This window comes from Amycolatopsis sp. NPDC054798 (genome assembly GCF_053611505.1).
The window spans coordinates 68423-90124 of the sequence record NZ_JBSHAM010000008.1; the positions used below are offsets into that span (position 1 = coordinate 68423).

Consider the following 21702-nt stretch of genomic DNA (forward strand, 5'->3'; position numbering starts at 1 on the left):
AGAGGCAGCCGGATAACCCTCGCGGTTATCCGGCTGCCGCAGGCTCGTCGAGCCAGCCCTGCCTGCTGACCTCCCACGCCAGCTGCATCCGGGTCTGCACGTTCATCCGGGACATCAGGTCGTGGATCCGCCGCTGCACGGTCCGCTGGCTCACCGCGAGCCGGGTCGCGATCGCCTTGTCGGTGACCCCCGCGACCAGCAACGACAGCAGATGCCGCTCGTCCCGGTCCGGTCCTCCGGTGCCGCCCGGCGTTCGTTCGGCGTCCTGCGGCGTCCCGTCCGCGCGCAACGGCCACGCGCGTTCCCAGTAGCTCTCGAACAACGCGATCAACGCGGCCAGCAGGCTGCTTTCGCGGATCAGCGCGGCGGTCGGTTCGCCGGAGCCGTCGAGGTTCTGCACCAGCGGGCACAACGCGATGGTGCCGTCGGCGATCGCCAGCCGCACCGGGACCACGGTGGACGACCGCGCCTCCTCGCCGTGCCGGATCCCGTGCGCGACGTTCTCGATCATGCCGGGCTGTTCCAGCATCGCCCGTTCGTAGACGACCCGGTACCGCACGCCGCGAGCGAGCGCGTCGTACTCGTCGGCGTTCTCGCCGGAGGCCATCGCGATGTGCCCGGCCCGGCAGAACCACAGCAACTCGTGCCGGGCGCCGACCTGGATGTTCGTCAGCTGCTGCCGGATCGCCGCGCTGCCGGTGATCACCTCGACCAGCTGTGTCGCGTCCCGGCGCCGCGCACCACCCCGGTACTCCTCGGCCATCCGGCTCACCGCGGCGCGCGCCCACTCCAGGGATTCCTGCCCGCGCATCAGCAACGGCCCGAACGCGACGTCCGGCGGCGAAGGCGCGTACCGCGGCTCGTCCCCGGCGACCAGGCTGACCAGACCCTTTGAGTGCAGCGAACGCAGGATCGCCGACACCTGTGCCGCGCTGAGCCCCAACTGCTCGGCCACCTGCCGCGGTCCGGCGTCGAACATCCCGACGAGGAGCCGGTAGACCCGCTCCTCGTCCCCGGTCACCCCGATTGCGTCCAGCATTCGGCGAGCGTAAGGCACCGGCAACGGGAGCGAACGAGACAAAACCGGACAGCGCCGTCCGGGGACCCGTCCCGGCGAACCGGACTACAACCGGGCCTCGGCATCCCCGATCGAGAGGCTCGACGATGACCGACGATCGCCACTCCGCGACCTCCCCCGACCCGGATGACCAGGCCTTCACCGGCGAACACCCGGCCGGTCAGCACGCGCGGCCGAACGCGGCCCGGCATCCCCTGCTGTGGCTCGGACTGGCGTGCGCGGCGGTATTCGTCACCGGAATCGTGTTCTTCCTGCTGCCGGTCACTGCCCTTTATTACCTCGACGGCAACGGAAACCCCACTGCCGTCCGGACGATCTACGGAACGCGAAGCGACCAGATGCTGGGACTACCCGCGAACAGGTTCGGCGAGGGCGACCCGCCGAACGACACCACGAGCGTCCGGATCGCCTGCGGCACCGCGCTCAGCACTCCGGAGAGCTGGCTGATCACCGAGGCGCACGGAGCCGAAGGCTGTGCGATGGCCGAACGGCCGCGCCTGATCGTGGGCTGGCTCGGCATCGGACTGGGAGTGCTCGGCGCGGCCGGGCTCGTGGTGGCGGGCAACCGTCAGCTGAGGGCGAACGCCGCCCAGACGCACTTCCCGCCATCGGCGGGGTCGTAGCCCCAGCGCCGGGACAGCGCGCGCACCAGCTGGAGGCCCCGGCTGCGCGCCGCGGACGGGGCGACCGGTTCCTTCAATTTCGGAGCGGAGGCAGAGGTGTCGAACACCCGCACCATCAGTTCGCCGTGCTCGAGCCGGAGTTCGAGCCGGTCCGGCCGGTCGCCGTGCTCGAAGGCGTTGGTGACCAGCTCAGAGGTCGCCAGCAGCACGTCGTCGCGCAGCTGGGCGGGAACGTCGAGTTCGGCGAGCGCGGCGCGGACCTGTGCCCGCGCGATGGCGGGGGCGGTGACGTCGTCCGGGAGCTCCAGGCGCACAGTGGCGGCGGCCGCCCCCGTGCTCCTGGTTGGCATCCTCGACGTCGTCATGGCTTCCGCACCTCCCGACCGCTGTGCTCGCATATGGTGTTTACCCAACTCGGGCGAAGGCGAATCAGGTGCCCTCGGTGATGTCTGTCTCGGCCAGTCCGGTACGGAGCTTTTTCAGCGTCGCGGCGAGCAGCCGCGACACCTGCATCTGGGAAACCCCGACGCGGCGCGCGATGTCCGACTGGCTCATCCCGGACCCGAAGCGCAACGCCACGATCTTGCGCTCGCGCTCGGGAAGGCTGTCCAGCATCGGCCGCAGCGCCTCGCGCAGTTCGGCCTGGCCGAGGTTCGCGTCCGGCGCGCCGAAGCGGGTGTGCGCGGAGTTCTCCAGCAGATTGTCCAGCGAGGCCCCGTAACGGCCCTGTCCCGCCCGCAGGCCCTCGTAGACGTCCTCGATCGGCACGCCGAGATGGCGAGCGATCTCACTCGGCTTCGGCGCGCGGGAAAGCCGCACGGTCAGTTCTTCCCGTGCGGCCGAGATCGTCGCGTTGAGTTCCTTGAGCCGTCTCGGCACCCGGACCGACCAGCTGTTGTCGCGGAAATGGTGGCGCAGCTCACCAGAGATCGTCGGCACCGCGAAGGCCAGGAAATCGGTGCCCTGCGCGGGGTCGTAGCGGTCCACCGCGTGGATCAGGCCGACGGTCGCGATCTGCACCAGGTCGTCCATCGCCTCGTCGCGGTTGCGGAATTTCCGGGCGAGGTTGCGCGCCAGTTCGAGATGCTCGCGCACCAGCCGGTCCCGGATCTCCTCGCGGCGGGGCGAATGCTCGGGCAGCTCGGTCAGCTCGTGGAACAGTGCTGCCACGTCGGTGGGCTTGTCGCCGCCGGCGGGGTTCGTCACGAGCTGGCCGCCTCACTCTCCCGGACCAGTTGCACCCGGGAGAGGTACCGGCCGTTGGCCGGGGTTACGGTGCGCCGCGCCGACGTCGCGAGCGCGGTCAGCAGCTGCCAGGACAGACCGGTCTCGTCGCCGTGGTCGGCGCGATCCGAGACAACCGACACAGTGACCTCGATCCGGCCCTCCAGCCAGGAGAACACGCAGGTCAGCTTGCCGTCGGCGGCCGAGGGCAGCAGCATCGAACAGGCCTCGTCCACGGCCATCCGCAGATCCTCGACCGCGTCCAGGTCGAAGTCCTGGCGCATGGCGATGTCGGCGACGATGGTGCGCAGAGTGGGCACCACGTGCGGGATAGCCGCCGTTCGCACCTCGATGAGCTGTGCGTCCTCGCGCTCGAGCGGGGCGTTCTCCTCCACGTGCTGTCCTCTCTCTGGCGTGCCACGCCAGTCTTTCGTGCCCGATCTGCCACATGCCCGGGTGATGAGCAAACCAAACCCGCGTTTGACCGCCGCGACCGGCGGGCATGTAGCCGTCGAGTGTGCTGATCCCGGGAAAGGTGGGGACGACATGGCTGACGTGAGCCGACTGCCCAACGTGGTGGCCGAGGAGTGGGAGTGGCAGCTTCAAGGCTCGTGCCGCGGAGCGGACAGCAGCCTGTTCTTCCATACCGACAATGAGCGCGGCTCCGCGCGAGAGCGCCGCGAGTCCCGTGCCAAGGCGATCTGCCAAACCTGCCCGGTGCTGGCCCAGTGCCGCAAGCACGCGATGACCGTCGAAGAGCCGTACGGAATCTGGGGCGGGCTCGGCGAGATCGAGCGCCGCGAGCTGTTCATGCGCGAACGGCGAGCGAAGCGCAAGACAGTGTCCGCCTGAGCTGACCGCCCCCAGAGACCCGCGCGCCCACCTGCGGCGCGCGGGGTGCTGTGTGTCCGCCGGTCGCCCGCGCGCCAAGGTGTAGCCGTGTGCCGACGCGGCGGCAGTCACCCACTGGGTTAGGGTTGAGTCTCCAGATGCTTGGGACCGTGACACGGTTGCCTCTTGAGACAACAGGCGCGTACCGGCGCAGGAGCAGCGCCTGACGAGGAGAAACTGCATGCCCGCAGCCGACCAGAACGCCACTCCGCCCGGATTCGGCATCACGCTGGACACCGCGGCCGCTGAGCCGAGGGTAGTGGTCACGGGTGAGCTAGATCTGCTCACCAGCCCGCAGCTGCAGGAAGCTCTTGCCGGATTGATCGCGGACAAGAATTCCCGCCGCGTGGTGGCCGACCTCACCGGGGTGACCTTCTTCGACTCTTCGGCGCTGAACGTCGTCCTGCACGCCCAGCGGCAGGCCGGGGAGCAGGACGTCGAACTCGAGGTCGTGCCGAGCCCGGCGGTCAGCCGGGTGATCGAGCTCACCGGCGTGGCCGAACACCTGAGCGTGTCGGAGGAACCCCCGGCCTGATCTCCCGATACGGTCGCGCGGACTGAAATGGCCCGCGACCTGGGGGACAACCATCATGATGGGGCGCACGCACGCCCTGACCGGCTGGTGCGCGGGGCTCGCCCTGGCACCCGCGGTCGGCGTCGGCTCGGTGCACCAGGCAGTGGTCTTCGCGGCCACCACGGCCGGGTTCGCGCTGCTGCCGGACCTGGACCACCCCAGCGCCAGCGCGACCCGCCTGTTCGGCTGGCTGACCGGCGGCCTGTCCTGGCTGCTGCGCCGGGTGTCCGCGGCTGTGTACGCCCTGACGAAGGGCCCGCGCGACGAGAAGGTGACCGGCACGCACCGGCACCTCTCGCACACCCTGCTCTTCGCTGTCGCCCTCGGCGCGGCCACGTCCGTCGGCTGTACCGCTGGCGGGGCTTGGGCCGTGCTGGGCGTGTTGTTGTTCGGATTGCTGCTCGCCGTCGCCGCGCTAGGCGACTGGCTGCTGCTGCCCTACGGCGGCGCGGTGGTCTGGTGGTACTTCACCGCGCCGGACGACCGAGTGGCCCAGCTGGCGGACATCTCCGGCTGGCTTGGGGTGGCCGTCGCGGCCGGCTGTTTCGTGCATTGCCTCGGCGATTCGCTGACCCGGTCGGGCTGCCCGTTCTTGTTCCCGCTGCCGATCGCGGGGGAGACCTGGTACGAGATCCGCCCGCCGAAACCGCTGCGGCTGCACACCGGGAAGAAGGTGGAGACGCGGCTGGTGTTCCCGGTGTTCGCGCTGGCAGGGGTGTTGCTGGTGCCGGGGGTGTGGGATTGGACGGTGGCCACGGTGGAGCATTTGTTCACTCCGGCGGCTTCGCAGACCGCGACGCAGTAGCCCGCGACGCCAGAGTCCCGCTCGGCTTTGCCCAGTTGCGCGAAACACCGGGCGACATCGACGAGGAACCGGGCACGTCGTTCGGCATCGGGGAGCGCCGAAAACCGAGCCGAGCAGTCTCTGCGCTTAAGGGGTCGTTCGCGGCGTCCGCCGCGCGAAGGGCCCGGTCGGCGGAGACCCATTCCAGGCCACTGGCCTCCAGCTGCGGCAGGGGCGGGAAGCGTTGGCGGACATGGCAATCGGGCTGGCGAAGGTCTGACGCCGCTCAGGCCGGTTTCGCGAACACCGGAGGCCCGGAGTAGTCCCGGGAGTGCACGATCCGCCCGTCCCGCACCGTCAGCACCATCGCGTACGTCGACACGTACGGCTTGCCCTCGTACTCCCCGTGCAGGTCGTACTCCGCCACCAGCACCTCCGGATCGGCGGTCTCGTGCACGACCACCCGGTCCGCCTTGGTGATCCGACGGCGCTCGCCTGCCTCGTGAAAGCGTTTGCGCAACTCCTCGCGGTCGCGCGTCACCTTCGGCACCCCGGCAGGCGCGAACGGGATTTCGATCACGACGTCCTCGGAGTACAGGTCGGCGAGATCGTCCCAGCGGTTGTCGACGGCCGCGTCGAGGAAACGCTGGAACACCTCCTTCGTCCCCATCAACGTGCTTGCCGCGCCGTGGTTCGGATAGTCGCGGTACCGCGTGATCTCGCCGTCTCGCACGGTCAGCAGCCCGGCGGACGACGGGAGCCGGTAACTGTGTCCGGTGTGCGGATTCCGCCCCTCGGCGACGAGTTCGACGGCGAATCCGTCCGCGGTTTCGGTGGTGGTGACCTCGACTTTCTCCAGGCCGATCCGGGCCGCGACGGCGCTGCCCGCGCCGAGCGTGGCCAGTACGGCGTCCCGGCCGGTCGAGCGGTGGCCGGCGAACGGGATTTCGTAGACGGCGTCCTCGGCGAGAACGTCGGCGAGCGGTGCGGCGTCGATCGCGCTCAACGCGTTCGCGACGATCTCGGCCACTTCGGACACGGTGCGGGGCATCGGAAAACCTCATTCGGGAAGACGGGCGGATAATCGGAACGGGTCACCCGCTTAAGAAGATACGGAGTTTGCACTCCGTTTGTCAACGACGGCCTGGAGATCTGAGACACGGTCAGAAGCGGCGGAGATCGTTCCAGGGAAGAATCGGACGACCGCACCACTTTGAGAGCAGAGGAGATTGCTGGTGGAGAAGCCTGCGCTCCGCGCCGACGCGCGGCGGAACCGCGCCCGCGTGCTGGCCGCCGCCGAGGCGGCCTTCGCCGTCGACGGGCTCTCTGTGCCGCTTGACGACATCGCGCGGCTGGCCGGCGTCGGCGCGGGTACGGTCTACCGGCATTTTCCCAGCAAGGAAGCGCTGTTCCAGGCGGTCGTCGTGGAGCGGCTGGAGCAGTACGGGGTCGAGGCGCAGGAGTTGATCGACTCCGACGCGCCGGGCGAAGCGTTCTACGACTACTTCACGCGCGTCATCGAGCAGGCGTCGCGTAACCGGGCGATCTGCGAAGCGCTTGGCGAGACAAGCGGTTCTGCGTACAAAGCCGAAGCGGCGGAGCGGTTTCGCGTGAACCTCACCGCGCTTCTGGAACGCGCGCAAGCCGCAGGCGCGGTACGCACGGACATCGACGGCGAAGACCTGCGCGCGCTCATCGTTGGCGCGCTAGCCGTGGAGCGGTTTACGACCGACAGTCGGCATCTCGTGCGCGTACTGCTCGACGGTCTGCGGAAGGTCTAGTCCGGAAGGTCGCGCATCGTGCGAAGCGGCGAAGCGAGCAGGATCGCCGACGACGCAAGGATTCCGATCCCGCAGACGTACAGTGTGACCCGGGTTGTCGTGAATTCGGCGATGAAGCCGCCGATCAGGCTGCCGAGCGGGGTCACTCCAAAGACAACCGTCTGCGACACCGACGACACGCGCCCAAGCAGCTCCCGCGGCGTGATGGCTTGCTGGAAACTCGTCTCGAACACGCTGAGCACGATGATTCCGAAGCTCGATCCGAAGCCGCCAGCGACCCACCAGGCGAGGCCCCACCCTGGCGTCGCGAAAGCGTTGAGCAGGAACGAAACGCTGTACACGGCGGTGCCGAGATACAACGCCCGCGCGGCACCGAAGCGAGCGCCGAGCGGGCGCGCGACGCCGCTCGCGAGCAGTGCGCCGACCAGTGAGATCGTGCCGAGCAAGCCGATCATGAACGGTTCGAGGTGCAGGTCGCGAACCGAGAACACCATCGACACCGCCATGAACATCGACTGGAACAGGCTCGAAGCGGCGCTGTGCAGGGCGATCGCCCGCAGGATCGGGTTGTGCAGCACCGTCCGCAATCCTTCGCCGATTTCGCGGCGAAGGTTCCGCTCAGCGGGCTCGGGCCGTACGTCGGGCGTGCGGATGCGGCGCAGCCACGCGGCCGACCAGAGGTAGGTCAGCGCGTCGACCGCCATCGCGCCGGCATTGCCGATGAACTGCACGATCAGCCCGCCGAGGCCAGGGCCGGCGATCGCGGCGACGGACAGGTTCGTCTGCAGCCGGGCGTTCGCCTCGGGCAGTTGGCCGCGCTCGACGAGATGCGGCAGGTACGTCGAGTGCGCGACGTTGAAGAACACGGTGAACGCGCCGGTCAGCAGCACCACGACGTACAGATGGCCCAGCGTCAGCGACCCGAACACCGAGGCGAGCGGGATCGAGCCGATGAGCAGCGCGCGGCCGAGGTCGGCGGTGATCAGCACCGGCCGGTTGCGCATCCGGTCGCACCACGCGCCCACCTGCAGGCCGATCAGCAGGTACGGCAGCGTGCTCAGCGTCCGCAGCAGCGAAACCTCGACCACGGACGCAGCGAGCGTCGTGGTGGCCAGCAGCGGGATCACCATGAAGTCGATGCGGTTGCCGACCTGGCTGAGCCCGTCGGCAAGCCAAAGCCGCCGGAAGTCCGGCGTGCGAAGAATCCCCCTCATAAGGGTAGTGTTATATAAGTTGAGTCGGTATATATCAAGTTGCACAGTCCGTAACGACGCCTATGATCAACGCGACGAGACCCTCGTAGCCGAGTGACCGTGCGGCGAGGAGGTGCCGAATGTCGGACACCGCTCCCACCTGGGGTTATGTCGTCGTGACCGGGCTGGCCGGGCTTGCTGGCGGGCTGCTCGTGGCCGCGCTGCTGGTCGCCGGTCGCACTCCGCGTCCGGCCGGAGAGTCGTCGTCCACCCCGCCGCCGGTACAGCAGGTGACGGTCACGGTGACCGGCCTCCCTCTGCCGCCGATCACCGTGACCCAGCGCCCGCAGGCGCCCCCGGCTCCGCCGCCGCGCACCACCACCGCCACGGTGTCGGTCACCCCGGCGCCGCCGAACCCGCCGGCACCCCCGCCGACGTCGCTAGGCCCGACCACCGGGTTCTTCCGCGGCGACGAACGCTGACGTCAGCCGACGTCGCGGCGGCGCCAGCCGGTCAGACCGGCCGCGAGCACGACCGCCGAGACCGCCAGCAGCACGACCAGCGGCACCGCGGTGAACACCGCGCCGGGCACCTTCGGCGGATGCTGGAACGGCGAAACGTCCAGCAGTGCCTGCGGAGCGTTGACGACCGGCCCGAACATGCTGATCAGCAACGCCAGCGCCGCCACGCCCCAAGCGGCGGTCGCCAGTTTCGGCAGCAGCCCGAAGATCAGCGCCGCCACCGCGACGATCACCCACGCCGCCGGGACCTGCACCGCGACAGCCGCGACCATGTTCCCGACCGAGCGCCCGACGTCACCGCCGCGCAGCCCGTTCGACAGTCCGAGCAGCAGGCCCCCGACGAGCACGAGCAACGCGCTGCCGAGGAAGGCGAACACCAGGTGGCTCGCGGCCCAGCGCAGCCGTCCGACGCGGGTGGCCAGCAGCGGTTCGAGGCGGATCGCGGTTTCTTCGGTGCGCATCCGCAGCGTCGCCTGCACGCCGTAGAGGGAAGCGAGCATCGCGAACAGGCTCACCATCGTCGCGAGGAAAGCGTCGACCAGTCCGTGCGATCCGCCGAGCCGTTCGAAGATCTGCCTGCTCTGCTCGGTGCCGCCGACCAGGCCGGAGATGCCCTGCGCGATCGTCCCGAACAACGCGCCGCCGACCGCGAGCCCGATCAGCCAGCCGAACAACGGACCCCGCTGCAGCCGCCAGGCCAGCGAGAACGGCGAGCGCAGCGACGGTGCGGCCTCGCTGGGGCCGAGCCGCGGCGGAAGCAGGCCGACACCGACGTCGCGACGCGGCAGCAGTGCGTAGGCCACGGCAAACAGCACGAGTGCGGTCGCGACGGGCAAAACCAGTACCCACCAACGTTCTTCGGCGAACGGCCGGATCTGCTGTGCCCAGCCGAGCGGTGACAGCCACGACAGCCAATGCGCGTCGGTGGTGGAATCACCCGCGCCACGCAACAGAAACGCGACGCCGAGCACGGCCGTGCCGATGCCGTTCGCAGTGCGCGAGTACTCACCGAGCTGCGCGGCAACCGCGGCGACGCCGGTAAAAACCAGGCCCGCGAGCGCGGTGCTGGCGCCGAGCGCGACGGAACCCGCTGCGGGAACCTTCGAAGCCAGCGTGATCGCTTGCAGCACACCGATCAGCACGCTCGCCCCGCCGGTCACCGCGAGCGCGGCGGTGAGCGGTGCGTAACGACCGACCACAGTGGACGCCAGCAGTTCGGCACGGCCGGTGTCCTCCTCCGCGCGGGTGTGCCGGGTGAGCGTGAAGACCGCCATCAAACCGGTCAGCAGCGCCAAAAATCCGCCCATTCGCCAGGCGATGAATCCGCCTGCCGTGCCGAGATTGAACGCCGGGCCGTAAAGCAGCGCGAACGACGGGTTCGCGGCGGCCGACGCGACGAGCCCGGCGCGGCTCGCGGCGGTCGGATAGAACTGGTCGTAACTGCTGATCGTGGCCACCGGAATGAGGCTGAGCAGGACGATCCAGATCGGCAGGATGATCCGGTCGCGGCGCAGCGCGAGCCGGATGAGCGGTCCGGTGCCGTTGAGCGCGCCGGTCATTTCCCTGCCTCAAGTTCGTCCGCGTAGTGGCGCAGGAACAGTTCTTCGAGCGTCGGCGGCCGGCTCTCCAGGCTGCGCACGCCGATCTCGGTCATCTGGCGCAGCGCGTCCTCGAGCGAGCGCGTCTCGACGTCGAAGCGGACGCGGTTGCCTTCGACCTTGAGGTCGTGCACGTCGGAGAGCCTGGCCAGGCCGTTCGGCGGTCCGCACAGCTCCGCGGTGATCGAGGTGCGGGTGAGATGGCGCAGTTCGGCGAGTGTGCCGGACTCGACCGTGCGCCCGTTGCGGATGATGCTCACCTTGTCGCACAAGGCTTCCACCTCGGCGAGGATGTGGCTGGACAGCAGCACGGTGCGGCCCTGCGCGCGTTCCTCCTGGATGACCTCCTGGAAAGTGGCCTCCATCAACGGGTCGAGGCCCGAGGTCGGCTCGTCGAGCAGCAGCAAGTCCACAGTGGACGCGAGCGCGGCGACGATGGCGACTTTCTGCCGGTTGCCCTTCGAGTACGTGCGGCCTTTTTTGCGCGGGTCGAGGTCGAAGCGCTCGACAAGTTCCTCGCGGCGCTTCTGGTCGAGCCCTCCGCGCAGCCTGCCGAGGAGGTCGATGACCTCGCCGCCGGACAGGTTGGGCCAGAGATTGACGTCGCCGGGCACGTAGGCGAGCCGGTGATGCAGGCTCGCCGCGTCGCGCCACGGGTCGCCGCCGAGCAGCCGGACGTCGCCGGCGTCGGCGCGCAGCAGTCCGAGCAGCACCCGGATCGTGGTGGACTTCCCGGCGCCGTTCGGACCGAGGAATCCGTGTACTTCCCCCGCGGGAACCTGAAGATCAAGGCCGTCGAGGGCCTTTACCCGGCCAAATGCCTTGTGCAGGCCGGAGATCGCGATGGCGTTTCCCATGATGCGGAAGCTACACTCTTTTCATGAAGTTGTGAAGTTAAGAAAACGTCTGGACCGAGTGATCATCCGGGCGACCGTGGGAGAGGATGGACGGATGACGACGCCTGAGACGAAGAGGGACGAGGACGCCGTCCGCCGCTACGTCGAGAGCCTCGGGCTGGTGATGTCCGAGATCGGCATGCAACGCATGTCCGCGCGGGTTTTCGCGGCACTGATGACGACGGACTCCGGCCGGCTGACCGCCGCCGAACTGGCCGAACAGCTGTCGGTGAGCCCGGCCGCGATCTCCGGCGCGGTGCGGTACCTGGACCAGGTCGGCATGGTGCGGAAGGTTCGCGAACCCGGCGAGCGCCGCGACCACTACGAGCTCTACGACGACCTCTGGTACGCGACCTTCCTCAAGCGCGACCGGTTCTTGATCATGTGGCGGGACGCGGCCACCGAAGGCATCGACGCGCTCGGCCCGGAGACTCCCGCGGGCAAGCGGCTGGCCGAGATGCGGGACTTCCTGGCGTTCATGCTGGTCGAGGTCAACAACCTGTACGAGCGCTGGCACGAGCTGCGGAAGAACCGGGACTAGCCGATCTTTCCGAGCGTCGCAACGAGCCGGTTCACCAGGTCGGGCCGCGGCGGGCGTTCCTCGAAGGATGCGAGGAACGCCTCCTGGAAACACGCGCCGAGCAGCAGCCGGGCCGTCGCCTCGACGTCGAGGTCGCTCGGTAGCCTGCCTAGCTCGACCTCGGCGGCGAAGTAGCCGGCGACGTACTGGATCGGCAGGTCGGGGCCGTTTTCGAGCGTGTCCCGGTGGGTGCGGAGCAGCTCGCGCGAGGAGAAGATCGAGACGGAGATCGGAAAACTCGCGCAGTAGAAGGCCAGCGCCGTGGTGGTCAGCTCGGCGAGATTGTCGCTGAATTCCGCCTTCCCGGGAGCTTCGGCGAGCCTCGTCGCGGTGGCGGCGAGGTCGGGCAGCTCTTCTTTCAGCACTGCCAGGAAGAGCGCGGTCTTGTCGCGGAAGTGCTTGTACAACAAGGCTTCCGAGTAGCCCGCGGCCTGCGCGATCGCCTTCGTCGTGGCGTGCGCGTACCCCTGCTCCCGCATGACCGTCGCTGCTGCGGCGACGATCTCTTCGCGGCTTCCCATGCGTGCTCCCTGAGGGTCTTCTCAGCGTGGTGAGTGTTCACTCACCCTAGCTGGTAAGTGTTTGCTCACCCCCCTTTGGAGGCCTCTCATGAAGATCACCGTCCTAGGCGCGAGCGGCCGGATCGGCGGCCTGGCGGTGCGGGAAGCGCTGGCGCGCGGATGGCACGTAACCGCCGTGGTCCGCGACCCCGCGCGGTTGACCGTCCCCGCGCACCCCCGATTGGACGTCGCGGTTCACGCTTTGACCGATCCTCATCTGGCCGACGCGGTGACCGGCCGTGACGCTGTCGTCCTGGCCGTTGGTCCCACGGACCTCAAACCGACGACGGTCAACTCGGACGGGACTCGCTCCGTGGTGTCCGCGCTGCGCGGGTCCCAGACGCGGTTCGTGGTGGTGAGCGCGTCCGGCTTGCCCGCGGAGGGAGACAGCCTGTTCTCGCGGTTGTTGCTGAAGCCGTTGCTGGGTGCGGTGCTGCGCAACGGATACGCCGACCTGCGGTTGATGGAGTCGATCCTGCACGAGGCGCCGGAGGTGCGGTGGACGATCGTGCGCCCGACGAGGCTGACGGACAAACCCGCGCGAGCCCGGGTGCGCAGCCAGGTGGGGCGGGATGTGCGGGGGAGTTTCCAGATCCCGCGGGCGAACGTGGCCCGGTACTTGCTGGACGCGGCCGAGGACGAGTCTTTGGCGGGGAAGACGGTGTCGATCTCTCAGTGATCTCGGGCTGTCTGCGGTTGCCGACACCTTGGGTGTGATGACGGGGTTTTGCCTGCGAACGCTTCGGTGGCTAGGCAGTTCTGTCGGCAGTTGCAGACGGATGCTGGGTAGCCGGATGCCTGGCTGGGCTGCGCCTGGCAGACCTCGCCGCCGACCGCTGTCCCCAAACTATCCCCAGGGTTGTCCACAACTCACATCCCCTGTGGACAACTCCCTCGGCGGACCCGGATCTGTCGTAGCCCCTCGTTACTGTCGGAGGCATGGCAGTTCTCCGTCTGTTCCTCCTCTTTCTGATGGCACCCGTGCTCGTCGCACAGGCTGTCCGGGTGCGTCGGACGACTCCTCGGCTCCCCGGCGCCGACGGGCCGATCGAGGGCTCGTTCGGCGCCGGGCGACCGCTGCGGCTCACCGTGATCGGCGAATCGACAGTGGACGGCGTCGGCGCGCTCACCCACGCCGACGCGCTCACCGGTCAGCTCGCGGTGGGACTTGCCCGCGCGTACCCGGACCGGGAGGTGCAGTGGCACGCGCTGGGCATCACCGGAGCCTCGGCGCGGGTGGTCCTCGACGAGCTGGTTCCACGCGTCCGGGCGGCTGACGTCGTGGTCGTCGTCCTCGGCGTGAACGACACCTTGGAGCTGCACTCGGCCGCGCGGTTCCGGCGGGATCTGCTGGCGATCATCGTCGAGGTGCGCCGGCAGGTGGGCGACGTCCCGGTCCTGCTCGCCGGCGTGCCGCCGCTGTCGAGTTTCCCGTCCCTGCCCCGGCCGCTCCGCGACGTGCTCGGCGCGCGGTCCGTCGCGCTCGACCGGGCGGCGCGCACGCTGACCCGGCTTCCCGGGGTCACGCACGTCCCGTTGGTGCCCGGACTGCTCCGTCCGGGGATGTTCGCTGCCGACCGTTTCCATCCCGGCCCGCTCGGTTACCGCGCCTGGGCAGAAGCGCTCTCGGAGGGGTTACCGATCGTCACTGACGGTTGGCATCCGGGGGAGGTGACGCGGCCGTCCTGACCGGCAGGTTCACAAAATTCCCAAAAACTTTGGCGCTCCGTGTATCTAGGCGCACTCTGGATGCGTCCTAAAGGGCGAACCAAGGAAAGGGAGGGCCACATGCCTGCGGATCAGAAGGACGAGCGGCAGCCGGGAACCACCGTTCCGCCCGTCAAGACCAGCCCCGCACCCGGGGCGAACCGGGGAGTGCAGCCGGACGGCAACCACGAGCCGCTCGACGACACCGGCAACGCCAAATAGCCAGACGGGCGACGCCCGGGAGCCGAGGGGGCTGCCGGACGCCGCCAGCCGGAGGGGTTCGGGGAGGAACTCCGTCCGGCGGGGCCCGCCGGGAAGCGGGCCCCATGGGGGCGGGGAGTACCGGTCGGCGCGGGCGAGCAGCTCTCGTCGGCCGGTGCGCACCCGCGCGAACGCACTGGACCGGCGACCTGGTCGGCACAAAAGGGGGCGACCAGGCCGGCGGCCGGTGCGAAGTGAGAGATGGGACGTGACAACAGGGACTGGCAACCCCGCCGGTCCGGTTCCGCTCGGCCCGGGTCTGGGGGACCCGGCGCGGCCGGACGGGTTCGGAGGGGACCCGGCCGGCCGCCGAGCCGACCGGAACGGCGGGTGCCAGGCCTAGCAGGACCGGCTCGCGGGTTGGCGCGGCTGGGCAGGTCCGGGGAGGGATCTGTTTGGCTGGCGGGCTTCGCGGACTGGTTCGGCGGAACTGTCGGGTTGGTGCGTGCCTGTCCGGCTGTGCGGGTCTCGGGGAGGGATCTGTTCGGTCGGCGGGTTTCGCGGACTGGTTCGGCAGAACTTGCCGGATTGGCTGGCGGGCTCCCGCGACTGGACAGGAATCTGGCCGGTTGGCGGGCTTCGCGGGCCGGTTCGGCGGGGCTTGCCGGGTTGGCTCGCGGGTTGGCGCGGTTGGACAGGTCCGGGGAGAGCCTGTTCGGCTGGCGGGCTTCGCGGGCCGGTTCGGCGGGATTTGCCGGGTTGGCTTGCGGGCTGGCGTGGCTGGACGGGCTCGGGGAGGGCCGGTTCGGCTAGCGGGCTTCGCGGGTGAGTCCGGCGGGCTTGGCTGCGAATTGGCGCGGTTGGGCGGGCCTGGGGAGGGCCTGTCCGGCTGGCGGGTTTGCGGCCAGGCCCAGCAGGATCGGCTTGCGAACTGGCGCGGTGGGACAGGTCCGGGGAGGGATCTGGCCAGCTGGCGGGTTCGCGGGCTGGTTCGGCGGAACTGTCGGGTTGGTGCGCGCCTCTACGGCTGTGCGGGTCTCGGGGAGGGATCTGTCCGGTCGGCGGGTTTCGCGGACTGGTTCGGCGGGATTGCCGGAGTGGCTTGCTGGCCTGTCCGGCTGCACGGGTCCGGGGAGGGGCTCGTGGGGTCGGCAGGTGCGCGGGCTGGTCCGGCGGACCGACAGGTCGGCTTGCGGTCCGGTTCGGCCGGGCGGGTTCGGGGAGGAATCCGCTCAGCCAACCCGGACCGAAGAGCTGACCTGGCTGGATCGGCTGGACGGATTCGGGGGAGGGATCCGCTCGGCCGGCGGGGTGGTGAGGGACTGGCGGGTCGGCCTTCGAGCTGAACCGGCCGGATGGATCCGGGGGAGGGATCGATCCGGCCGTGCTCGCGGCCGATCCGACGGGGCCGCGGTTCTGCGGACGGTCGCGCGGGCCGGTTCGGGGACGGAGAAATCCCGGACTGGCTGGCGGGGCGGTCCGTTCTGGACCGGGTGAATCGGCGGACAGCTTCCGGTCTGGTGCGGGACGGGCGGATTTGAGGGTGGATCCGTCCGGCCGAGCCGGGCCGGCGGGGCCGCGATGGGTCGTTGGGGGACTCATCGGGTCCGACTTAGCTGTCGGGGCACGGCTGTGCTGGAGGGGGAGCCCAGCCGGTCGTGCCCCGGCACCCCGACCGGTCCGTTGGGACCGTGCGGGTCCGAAAGGGCAAGCCGGACTGCGCGAACACCACCACCACAGTGCACCGAAACCGCGCGGCGACTGCACCGAAGACGCACCTAGCAGTACCGAAACCGCACCGCATGCCGCGCGGCGACCGCACCGAAGCAGCACCACAACAGCACCGAAGCCGCCCCGAAACCGGCTTCGCGAAAAACCAACCCGAAAAAAGTCAGAGATTGATGTATCCCAGCGCCAGTTGTTTGCTCCTCAACAAAGAGCCCACTCACCGGGCACTCACCGTGCCCCTCGACCCCATCCGCACCACCGACCCCAGTGAAAGAGCGCGCACCATCCACGATCGACCCGGTACCCGACCGGAGAGGCGACCCGCGACGAGCCCGGCCGTGCCGACACGACCGGAGGCTTGCTCGCCCAGGTCGGCCCACCTCCGGAGTGAGGCAGCTACGGTGACCGACGTGCACACCACCGAGGTAGACCCGCCCTGGGAAGGCTTGACCGGCGCCGACCTGCACGCCGCGTGCATGAAAGCGGCGCAGGGCGGGGATCGGCGCGCTATGACGAAGCTTGTCGACGAGCTGACGCCGCTCGTGTGGCATGTCGCGCGCGCCAACGGGCTGGATCGGCAAGTGGCCGAGGACGTCGTGCAGACGGTGTGGCTCGCCTTGTTCAGCCAGCTCGCGAAGCTGCGCGATCCGCGCGCGCTCGCCGCGTGGCTGATCACCACGACTCGCCGCGAGGCGACCCGTCCCTACGGCAGGCGTGCGCAGCCGGTGCCGTTGTCGGACGAGGTGGCCGCGACGCTGGAGAGCGATCATCCCGCGCCTGAGGAGGAAGCCGTCCGCGCCGACCGGGACCGTCGGGTCTGGCGCGCCTTCCTCCGGCTGCCCGCACGCTGCCAGGAGCTGCTGCGGCTGACCGTCCTCGCCGGCCGTGCGGAGTACCGCGCGGTGGCCGAGGCCATGCAGATGCCGCGCGGCAGCGTCGGGCCCACCAGGGGCCGCTGCCTCGACTCGATGCGTGATCTGCTCGCAGGAGAAGGGGGTGGCCGGTGAGCGACGACATCGGCAGGCCGGGACACGGCCACGCGATTCCGGACGATGAAGCCATTCTGGCGGACATCGGCCGGTTCCTCGACGAAATCGACCCTCCGCCGGACGATCTGGTGCACCGGGTCCAGTTCGCGCTCGAACTCGAGAACCTCGACGTCGAGGTCGCGCGCTGGGAACGGCTCGACGAACTGGCCGGCGTGCGCAGCACGGCGACCGGGACGATCACGTTCACCGTCAGCGACCTGACCGTGATGATCAACCTGACCAAAATCGGGAAGGTGCACCGGATCGACGGCTGGCTCGCGCCCGCGGGCGAGTACGACGTGGAGGTCCGGGTCGCCGATCACGGCACGTTCGCGACCGCGACCGACGAGGGCGGCCGGTTCGTGCTCGAACGCGTCCCCTGCGGAACCACGCAGATCCTCGTGCACCTCGGCGCCGGCGCGCACCGCCGCACCGTCGTCACTCCGACCGTCGTGCTCTGAGAAACCCGGACGGGCGTTATGGAGAGTGGCGGAGGTGTGCTCCCATAGAGTCCGTGTCCGCGCCCGTCCATGATCGTACGATCGCGGCGGCGTCCGATCTGTACGCGCGCGGCCGGGCCGCCGCGTCCGACCAGCGGCCAGGCATCGCGGTGCGGTTGTTCCGCAGTGCGCTCACGCGGCTGGCGCGCGTCGTCGAACCACTGCCCGAGCACCGTGAACTGCAGGTGCGGGTGCTGGTGAGCCTCGGCGCGGCCGAAGCCGAGGTCGCCTCCACCGACGCCGGTCTCGCGCATCTGGAAACCGCGCGGCAGCTGCGCGATCAGCTCCCGGAGAGCAATGCTGCCCGCGAACTGGGGTTAATGGTCACCGGCCAGCGCGCGGTGGTGCTGATGCGCGGCGGCCGGTTCAGCGAATCGCTTGCGGTGTACGACGAGGTGCTGCCCGGGATCGAGGCCGAATTCGACGACGGCCGCCGCACCCTGGTCATCATGCTCAGCAACCGGGCGCTGGTGCACATGGCGCTGAACCAGCCGAACGCCGCGCAGGCCGACCTCGAGCGCGCGCTCGGCTTCGCCCGCGAGAACGGGCACACCCGGCTCGAAGGCAAAATCCGGCAAAACCTCGGCGACCACGCGCAGCTCATCGGCGACGTCCCGCAGGCGCTGTCCAGCTACGAACAAGCCGCCCGGATCCTCGTCACCGAATCGCCAGGGTCGATCCCGCTGATCCGGCTCGACCAGGCCCGCGCGCTGCTCACCGCGGGCCTCGCCGACGAGGCGGGCAAGCACCTCGACGAAGCGCTGCCGGAGTTGCGCGCCAACGGATCCGGCCAGCACATCGCGGAAGCCGAGGTCGCGCGGGCCGCCGCCGCGTTGCTGGAGGGCGATTTCGCGCTGGCGCGAAAATCCGCGTCGGACGCGCGCCGCCGATTTCTCCGCCGCGGCAATCGAACCTGGGCCGAGATCGCCGGTCTGGCACGGTTTCGCGCGGAAGCGCAGCAGGTGCTGTCGGACCGCGAAGGACGCTCTACCTCGCGGTTGCCCGCCGAACTCGTCTCCATCGCCGAACGGCTGGCCGCGCTCGGGCTGCGCGACGAGGCGGCGGTCGCCCGGCTCTTCGCGGTGCGATTGCTGATCCGCCGCAAGGAAATCGCCGAAGCGTCGCTCGTTCTCAAACACGTGCCCGCGCCGCGCGTGACGTCGCCGATCGACCACCGGATGCTGTTCCGGTTGTGCCGGGCGGAGCTGGCCGTCGCCGAGGACCGGCCGCGCGCGGCGCTCGCACAGGCCCGCGCCGGACTGCGCGAACTCGGCACGATCCGCGACCGGATGGGCGGACTCGACCTGTTGTGCGGCACGGCCGTGCACGGCGAGGAACTGGGACGGCTGGCGATGCGGCTCGTGCTCCGGCGCGCGCGGCGGAACGCGGCCGGCGCCCGGCGGATGTTCGCGTGGCTCGAACGCACCCGGGCGCAGGTTTACCGGTACGAACCGCTGCCGGTGATCGAGGATCCGGTGCTGGCCAAGCACATCAACGAAATGCGGCACGTCCAGCGCACCATTCAGCGCGCCCGGCTGGAGGGCGAGCCGGTGAAGGCGCTGGAGCAGCGGTACACCGCGCTGCAGCGCGAGGCGAGCAGGCTCGGCTGGTACACGAGCCAGTGGGGCCGTCCGCGTCCGGTCGCGACGCCGGACGAGGTCGTCGCCGCGCTCGGGGACCGCGTGCTGGTGAGTTTGGTGCCCTACAACAATCAGCTGTACTCGGTGGTCGTCGACCGCGGCACGTTCCGGCTGCTCAAACTGGGCCCGCTGGACGACATCGTGGAGACCGCGACCCAGCTGCACGCCGACCTCGACGCGCTCGCGCCGGACCATCTGCCGCCGATGCTGGCCGAGACGGTGTCCGCGTCCGCGCGCCGCCGGGCGGAGAAGCTCGACGCGCTGATTTCCGCGTCCCTGGTCAAAACTCTCGACGATCGGGAGCTGGTGATCGTCCCGATCGGCCAGCTGTACGCGATGCCGTGGGGAGCGTTGCCGTCGCTGCGCGGGCATCCGGTGTCGATCGCTCCGTCGGCGACCGCGTGGATCACCGCGAAACGTCCGGCCGAGGACGGCCCGGTGCTGCTCGCGGGCGGCCCCGGGGTGCCGGGCGCGGTCGGCGAGGTGAGCAAGCTGCGCTCGGTGTATCCGGACGCGCGGCTGGTCGAGGGCGACGCCGCGACGAGCGCCACGGTTCTGACCGCGTTGGACGGGACCCGCTTGGCGCACCTGGTCGCGCACGGCGCGCACGAACCGGCGAACGCGTTGTTCTCGCGCGTCGAGCTGGTGGACGGCCCGCTGTTCGCGCACGAGACGACCCGGCTCGCGAACCCGCCGGAGCGGGTGGTGCTGGCCGCGTGCGAGCTGGCGATGAGCCACATCCGGCCAGGCGAGGAAGCGCTGGGTTTCGCCGGGACGCTGCTGGCGAGCGGTTCGCGGACGGTCATCGGCGCGGTGGCGAGGGTCGGCGACCGGGCGGCGGCGGACACGATGGCGGACCTGCACCGGCGGCTCGCCGAGGGGACTTCTCCCGCGCTGGCACTGGCCGAAGCGGTGGCGGTGGACCCGATGCGGCGGCCGTTCGTGTGCCTCGGGGCTGGCTGAGCGCGCCCGAAGGCGGTGGACGGCGGGCGGCGGGCGGCGGGCTCGTGAGTGTTGGTGCCGGTTAGAACCGGCGTTGCCGCTCACGACGAGGTGGGGGAGTGGTGTGGCGGCGGGTTTGGGTCGGGTCTTGTGAGTGTTGGTGCCGGTTAGAACCGGCGTTGCCGCGCACGACGAGGCGAGGGGAATGGTGGGGCGGCGGGTTTGGGCCGGGTCTCGTGAGTGCTGCCGCCGGTTAGAACCGGCACCCCCGCGCACCAGGGTCGTCGACGCGCGGCGTGCCAGCTCAGCCGAGGAAGTCGGCCAGCGGGACCGGCGTCAGACCGTCCTTTTTGGCCTGCGCGATGAAGGCTTCGTAGTCTTCCTTGAACGTCTTGCGGAAGTGCATCAGCACGATGTCGCCCGGGCGGAGGCGGTCGCCGACCTGGAACTGGACGACGCCGTCGTTGACCGAGGCGGTCCACAGGACCGTCGCGCGCATTCCGCACATCGCGGCGGCCGTCAGCGTGTTCTGGTCGTAGTTGCCGAACGGCGGGCGGAACAGGACCGGGCGCACGCCGAGCGACTTCTGGAAGTCGTCGGCGTCGTCGCAGATTTCCTTTTTCTGGAAGTCCAGCGGTTTGCCCTTGAGGTTCGGGTGGTTGACCGTGTGGTCGCCGAGCACCGCGCCGGTCGAGTCCAGGATGGCTTTGAAGTACGCCTCGTGACCCTTCACGTACCGGTTGTTCAGGAACAGCACCGGATGCCCGCCGGACTGCTGGATCAGGCTCAGCGCCGACGGGTCCTTCACCGCGCCGTCGTCCATGGTGATGAAAACGTACGGTTTGTCGGTCTTCACGCGACGGATCACGGGGGCCTTGCCGTCCTGGATCGCCGGTGCCTTCTGCTGCACGGTGCCGAACGGGTACGGCCCGGGCGGCGGACCCGGCTTCGCGGCCCCCGGCCCGGGGTTCGCCTGTTGCGGGGGTTGCTCCGATTCCGGGCTGGAGCACGCCGACAGCACGAGCAGACCGGCCAATGCCGCCGCCAGCCACCGCTTCGCCATGCTGCTTCCTTTCCCTCGGGGTCACCCGAGGGGATGACGTCTGTGCTCTGGCGGGAGTTGATCGTTGTGGCGCAACGCACCCGCTCAGGCAGCCTGATTGCCCGCTTTGGCCAACCTGGTGGCCAAAAATCCGATCACGCCGCGCAACGCTGCGAGGGCTACCGGACCCGTTCCGGGGATGCGTTCGGCGAACGAACCCGTCCACCTGAGATCCGTGCCGCCGTCGGCGTTCGGGGTGAACGCCACCTCCGCACGATAGTCGTGGACCGGGCCGGGACCGTCGAATGTGTAGACGTGCCGCCGATCCGGTACGTATTCGAGAGTCTTTTCGCGGAGCAGAACCGGCCACAATCCGACTTCCCGGACAGCCCCGACACCTCCGTCGCCGGGCACCGCCCAGCGGGACTGCCAGACGAGCGGCCGCGCCCACGTCGACCACAGCGTCCCGTCGCTTTCCAGGCGAAACAGTGCTGACGGAGGGGCGGTGCTGACCCGGTTCACCTCGAACGAGTACCTGCGACCTGGCATGAAAGCTCCCTGAACACGTTGTTGACCGTGTGACAAATCAATCCCGGAGGGCCACGGTAGGT

Annotated in this window: 24 protein-coding genes; 13 read left to right on the plus strand and 11 right to left on the minus strand. The window is 69.7% G+C overall.

Annotated features, from left to right (window positions below):
* Positions 1–25: 25 nt before the first annotated feature.
* Positions 26–1039 carry a helix-turn-helix domain-containing protein gene (locus tag ACWGIC_RS07490; protein WP_452075056.1) on the minus strand — a complete coding sequence of 338 codons (1014 nt, stop codon included), beginning with the start codon at positions 1037–1039 and terminating at the stop codon, positions 26–28.
* A gap of 125 nt (positions 1040–1164) precedes the next feature.
* On the opposite strand from ACWGIC_RS07490, the gene ACWGIC_RS07495 reads away from it, so the two are divergent.
* Positions 1165–1701, plus strand: a complete 537-nt coding sequence (locus tag ACWGIC_RS07495) for a hypothetical protein (protein ID WP_452075057.1) — start codon at positions 1165–1167, stop codon at positions 1699–1701.
* On the opposite strand, the gene ACWGIC_RS07500 is transcribed toward ACWGIC_RS07495, so the two are convergent.
* The 3 genes from ACWGIC_RS07500 to ACWGIC_RS07510 form a co-directional block, all read right to left on the minus strand.
* Positions 1647–2066 carry an ATP-binding protein gene (locus ACWGIC_RS07500; RefSeq protein ID WP_452075058.1) on the minus strand — a complete coding sequence of 140 codons (420 nt, stop codon included), beginning with the start codon at positions 2064–2066 and terminating at the stop codon, positions 1647–1649. The two genes, ACWGIC_RS07495 and ACWGIC_RS07500, sit on opposite strands and share 55 nt — an antisense overlap.
* 64 nt (positions 2067–2130) lie before the next feature.
* Entirely contained in the window at positions 2131–2907 is a 777-nt protein-coding gene (locus tag ACWGIC_RS07505) for a SigB/SigF/SigG family RNA polymerase sigma factor (protein WP_452075059.1), read from the minus strand.
* Positions 2904–3320 carry an ATP-binding protein gene (locus tag ACWGIC_RS07510; RefSeq protein ID WP_182893754.1) on the minus strand — a complete coding sequence of 139 codons (417 nt, stop codon included), beginning with the start codon at positions 3318–3320 and terminating at the stop codon, positions 2904–2906. The genes ACWGIC_RS07505 and ACWGIC_RS07510 overlap by 4 nt, the downstream gene beginning before the upstream one ends.
* A 151-nt stretch (positions 3321–3471) precedes the next feature.
* Between ACWGIC_RS07510 and ACWGIC_RS07515 the strand changes: the two genes are divergently transcribed.
* The 3 genes from ACWGIC_RS07515 to ACWGIC_RS07525 all read left to right on the plus strand — a co-directional run bounded on the left by ACWGIC_RS07515 (position 3472) and on the right by ACWGIC_RS07525 (position 5195).
* Positions 3472–3777: a WhiB family transcriptional regulator gene (locus tag ACWGIC_RS07515; protein WP_116200661.1), complete on the plus strand. Its 306-nt coding sequence runs from the start codon at positions 3472–3474 to the stop codon at positions 3775–3777.
* Between the two features lie 220 nt (positions 3778–3997).
* Complete coding sequence (locus ACWGIC_RS07520) at positions 3998–4351, plus strand: STAS domain-containing protein (protein ID WP_009086015.1); 354 nt, start codon at positions 3998–4000, stop codon at positions 4349–4351.
* Between the two features lie 58 nt (positions 4352–4409).
* Positions 4410–5195 carry a metal-dependent hydrolase gene (locus ACWGIC_RS07525; protein ID WP_452075149.1) on the plus strand — a complete coding sequence of 262 codons (786 nt, stop codon included), beginning with the start codon at positions 4410–4412 and terminating at the stop codon, positions 5193–5195.
* Between the two features lie 265 nt (positions 5196–5460).
* Here ACWGIC_RS07525 and ACWGIC_RS07530 read toward each other — a convergent pair whose 3' ends face one another.
* Positions 5461–6225 (minus strand): nuclear transport factor 2 family protein, encoded by a 765-nt coding sequence (locus tag ACWGIC_RS07530; RefSeq protein WP_452075060.1) that lies wholly within the window; start codon positions 6223–6225, stop codon positions 5461–5463.
* 184 nt (positions 6226–6409) lie between these two features.
* Here ACWGIC_RS07530 and ACWGIC_RS07535 point away from each other — a divergent pair, with 184 nt between their 5' ends.
* Positions 6410–6955: a TetR/AcrR family transcriptional regulator gene (locus tag ACWGIC_RS07535; RefSeq protein WP_452075061.1), complete on the plus strand. Its 546-nt coding sequence runs from the start codon at positions 6410–6412 to the stop codon at positions 6953–6955.
* Here the strand turns inward: ACWGIC_RS07535 and ACWGIC_RS07540 are convergent.
* Positions 6952–8169: an MFS transporter gene (locus ACWGIC_RS07540; RefSeq protein ID WP_452075062.1), complete on the minus strand. Its 1218-nt coding sequence runs from the start codon at positions 8167–8169 to the stop codon at positions 6952–6954. The genes ACWGIC_RS07535 and ACWGIC_RS07540 overlap by 4 nt on opposite strands.
* Before the next feature lie 119 nt (positions 8170–8288).
* Between ACWGIC_RS07540 and ACWGIC_RS07545 the strand changes: the two genes are divergently transcribed.
* Complete coding sequence (locus ACWGIC_RS07545; protein WP_452075063.1) at positions 8289–8630, plus strand: hypothetical protein; 342 nt, start codon at positions 8289–8291, stop codon at positions 8628–8630.
* Positions 8631–8632: 2 nt separating this feature from the next.
* Here the strand turns inward: ACWGIC_RS07545 and ACWGIC_RS07550 are convergent, their stop codons facing one another.
* Both ACWGIC_RS07550 and ACWGIC_RS07555 read right to left on the minus strand, forming a co-directional pair.
* Complete coding sequence (locus tag ACWGIC_RS07550; protein WP_452075064.1) at positions 8633–10228, minus strand: ABC transporter permease; 1596 nt, start codon at positions 10226–10228, stop codon at positions 8633–8635.
* Positions 10225–11124: an ATP-binding cassette domain-containing protein gene (locus ACWGIC_RS07555; RefSeq protein ID WP_452075065.1), complete on the minus strand. Its 900-nt coding sequence runs from the start codon at positions 11122–11124 to the stop codon at positions 10225–10227. Before ACWGIC_RS07555 ends, ACWGIC_RS07550 begins: the two co-directional genes overlap by 4 nt.
* Positions 11125–11218: 94 nt before the next feature.
* Here ACWGIC_RS07555 and ACWGIC_RS07560 point away from each other — a divergent pair, with 94 nt between their 5' ends.
* Positions 11219–11704: a GbsR/MarR family transcriptional regulator gene (locus ACWGIC_RS07560; protein WP_452075066.1), complete on the plus strand. Its 486-nt coding sequence runs from the start codon at positions 11219–11221 to the stop codon at positions 11702–11704.
* Here ACWGIC_RS07560 and ACWGIC_RS07565 read toward each other — a convergent pair.
* Positions 11701–12264, minus strand: coding sequence for a TetR/AcrR family transcriptional regulator (locus ACWGIC_RS07565; protein WP_452075067.1), 564 nt, complete (start codon positions 12262–12264; stop codon positions 11701–11703). The genes ACWGIC_RS07560 and ACWGIC_RS07565 overlap by 4 nt on opposite strands.
* An 88-nt stretch (positions 12265–12352) precedes the next feature.
* On the opposite strand from ACWGIC_RS07565, the gene ACWGIC_RS07570 reads away from it, so the two are divergent.
* The 6 genes from ACWGIC_RS07570 to ACWGIC_RS07595 all read left to right on the plus strand — a co-directional run bounded on the left by ACWGIC_RS07570 (position 12353) and on the right by ACWGIC_RS07595 (position 20070).
* Positions 12353–12982: an NAD(P)-dependent oxidoreductase gene (locus ACWGIC_RS07570; RefSeq protein WP_452075068.1), complete on the plus strand. Its 630-nt coding sequence runs from the start codon at positions 12353–12355 to the stop codon at positions 12980–12982.
* A 260-nt stretch (positions 12983–13242) separates the two neighbouring features.
* Positions 13243–13992, plus strand: a complete 750-nt coding sequence (locus tag ACWGIC_RS07575) for an SGNH/GDSL hydrolase family protein (RefSeq protein WP_452075069.1) — start codon at positions 13243–13245, stop codon at positions 13990–13992.
* A gap of 99 nt (positions 13993–14091) precedes the next feature.
* On the plus strand, positions 14092–14232 hold the full coding sequence (locus ACWGIC_RS07580) for a hypothetical protein (protein WP_452075070.1): 141 nt from the start codon (positions 14092–14094) through the stop codon (positions 14230–14232).
* Between the two features lie 2108 nt (positions 14233–16340).
* Positions 16341–16946: an RNA polymerase sigma factor gene (locus ACWGIC_RS07585; RefSeq protein ID WP_452075071.1), complete on the plus strand. Its 606-nt coding sequence runs from the start codon at positions 16341–16343 to the stop codon at positions 16944–16946.
* The gene (locus tag ACWGIC_RS07590) at positions 16943–17428 is read left to right on the plus strand and encodes a carboxypeptidase regulatory-like domain-containing protein (RefSeq protein WP_452075072.1); all 486 of its coding nucleotides are present in this window, start codon (positions 16943–16945) and stop codon (positions 17426–17428) included. Before ACWGIC_RS07585 ends, ACWGIC_RS07590 begins: the two co-directional genes overlap by 4 nt.
* Positions 17429–17481: 53 nt before the next feature.
* The gene (locus ACWGIC_RS07595; RefSeq protein ID WP_452075073.1) at positions 17482–20070 is read left to right on the plus strand and encodes a CHAT domain-containing protein; all 2589 of its coding nucleotides are present in this window, start codon (positions 17482–17484) and stop codon (positions 20068–20070) included.
* Between the two features lie 283 nt (positions 20071–20353).
* Here ACWGIC_RS07595 and ACWGIC_RS07600 read toward each other — a convergent pair whose 3' ends face one another.
* Both ACWGIC_RS07600 and ACWGIC_RS07605 read right to left on the minus strand, forming a co-directional pair.
* A complete protein-coding gene (locus ACWGIC_RS07600; protein WP_452075074.1) occupies positions 20354–21112 on the minus strand; it encodes a polysaccharide deacetylase family protein in 759 nt (252 codons plus the stop codon).
* An 84-nt stretch (positions 21113–21196) separates the two neighbouring features.
* Positions 21197–21640, minus strand: coding sequence for an SRPBCC family protein (locus tag ACWGIC_RS07605; protein WP_452075075.1), 444 nt, complete (start codon positions 21638–21640; stop codon positions 21197–21199).
* Positions 21641–21702: the final 62 nt, after the last annotated feature.

Excerpts from the sequence above, each read along its gene's own strand:
- ACWGIC_RS07490 (WP_452075056.1), bottom strand. The coding sequence starts at position 1,039 with ATGCTGGACGCAATCGGGGTGACCGGGGACGAGGAGCGGGTCTACCGG.
- ACWGIC_RS07495 (WP_452075057.1), top strand. The coding sequence starts at position 1,165 with ATGACCGACGATCGCCACTCCGCGACCTCCCCCGACCCGGATGACCAG.
- ACWGIC_RS07500 (WP_452075058.1), bottom strand. The coding sequence starts at position 2,066 with ATGACGACGTCGAGGATGCCAACCAGGAGCACGGGGGCGGCCGCCGCC.
- ACWGIC_RS07515 (WP_116200661.1), top strand. The coding sequence starts at position 3,472 with ATGGCTGACGTGAGCCGACTGCCCAACGTGGTGGCCGAGGAGTGGGAG.
- ACWGIC_RS07520 (WP_009086015.1), top strand. The coding sequence starts at position 3,998 with ATGCCCGCAGCCGACCAGAACGCCACTCCGCCCGGATTCGGCATCACG.
- ACWGIC_RS07525 (WP_452075149.1), top strand. The coding sequence starts at position 4,410 with ATGGGGCGCACGCACGCCCTGACCGGCTGGTGCGCGGGGCTCGCCCTG.
- ACWGIC_RS07530 (WP_452075060.1), bottom strand. The coding sequence starts at position 6,225 with ATGCCCCGCACCGTGTCCGAAGTGGCCGAGATCGTCGCGAACGCGTTG.
- ACWGIC_RS07540 (WP_452075062.1), bottom strand. The coding sequence starts at position 8,169 with ATGAGGGGGATTCTTCGCACGCCGGACTTCCGGCGGCTTTGGCTTGCC.
- ACWGIC_RS07545 (WP_452075063.1), top strand. The coding sequence starts at position 8,289 with ATGTCGGACACCGCTCCCACCTGGGGTTATGTCGTCGTGACCGGGCTG.
- ACWGIC_RS07550 (WP_452075064.1), bottom strand. The coding sequence starts at position 10,228 with ATGACCGGCGCGCTCAACGGCACCGGACCGCTCATCCGGCTCGCGCTG.
- ACWGIC_RS07555 (WP_452075065.1), bottom strand. The coding sequence starts at position 11,124 with ATGGGAAACGCCATCGCGATCTCCGGCCTGCACAAGGCATTTGGCCGG.
- ACWGIC_RS07560 (WP_452075066.1), top strand. The coding sequence starts at position 11,219 with ATGACGACGCCTGAGACGAAGAGGGACGAGGACGCCGTCCGCCGCTAC.
- ACWGIC_RS07565 (WP_452075067.1), bottom strand. The coding sequence starts at position 12,264 with ATGGGAAGCCGCGAAGAGATCGTCGCCGCAGCAGCGACGGTCATGCGG.
- ACWGIC_RS07570 (WP_452075068.1), top strand. The coding sequence starts at position 12,353 with ATGAAGATCACCGTCCTAGGCGCGAGCGGCCGGATCGGCGGCCTGGCG.
- ACWGIC_RS07575 (WP_452075069.1), top strand. The coding sequence starts at position 13,243 with ATGGCAGTTCTCCGTCTGTTCCTCCTCTTTCTGATGGCACCCGTGCTC.
- ACWGIC_RS07580 (WP_452075070.1), top strand. The coding sequence starts at position 14,092 with ATGCCTGCGGATCAGAAGGACGAGCGGCAGCCGGGAACCACCGTTCCG.
- ACWGIC_RS07600 (WP_452075074.1), bottom strand. The coding sequence starts at position 21,112 with ATGGCGAAGCGGTGGCTGGCGGCGGCATTGGCCGGTCTGCTCGTGCTG.
- ACWGIC_RS07605 (WP_452075075.1), bottom strand. The coding sequence starts at position 21,640 with ATGCCAGGTCGCAGGTACTCGTTCGAGGTGAACCGGGTCAGCACCGCC.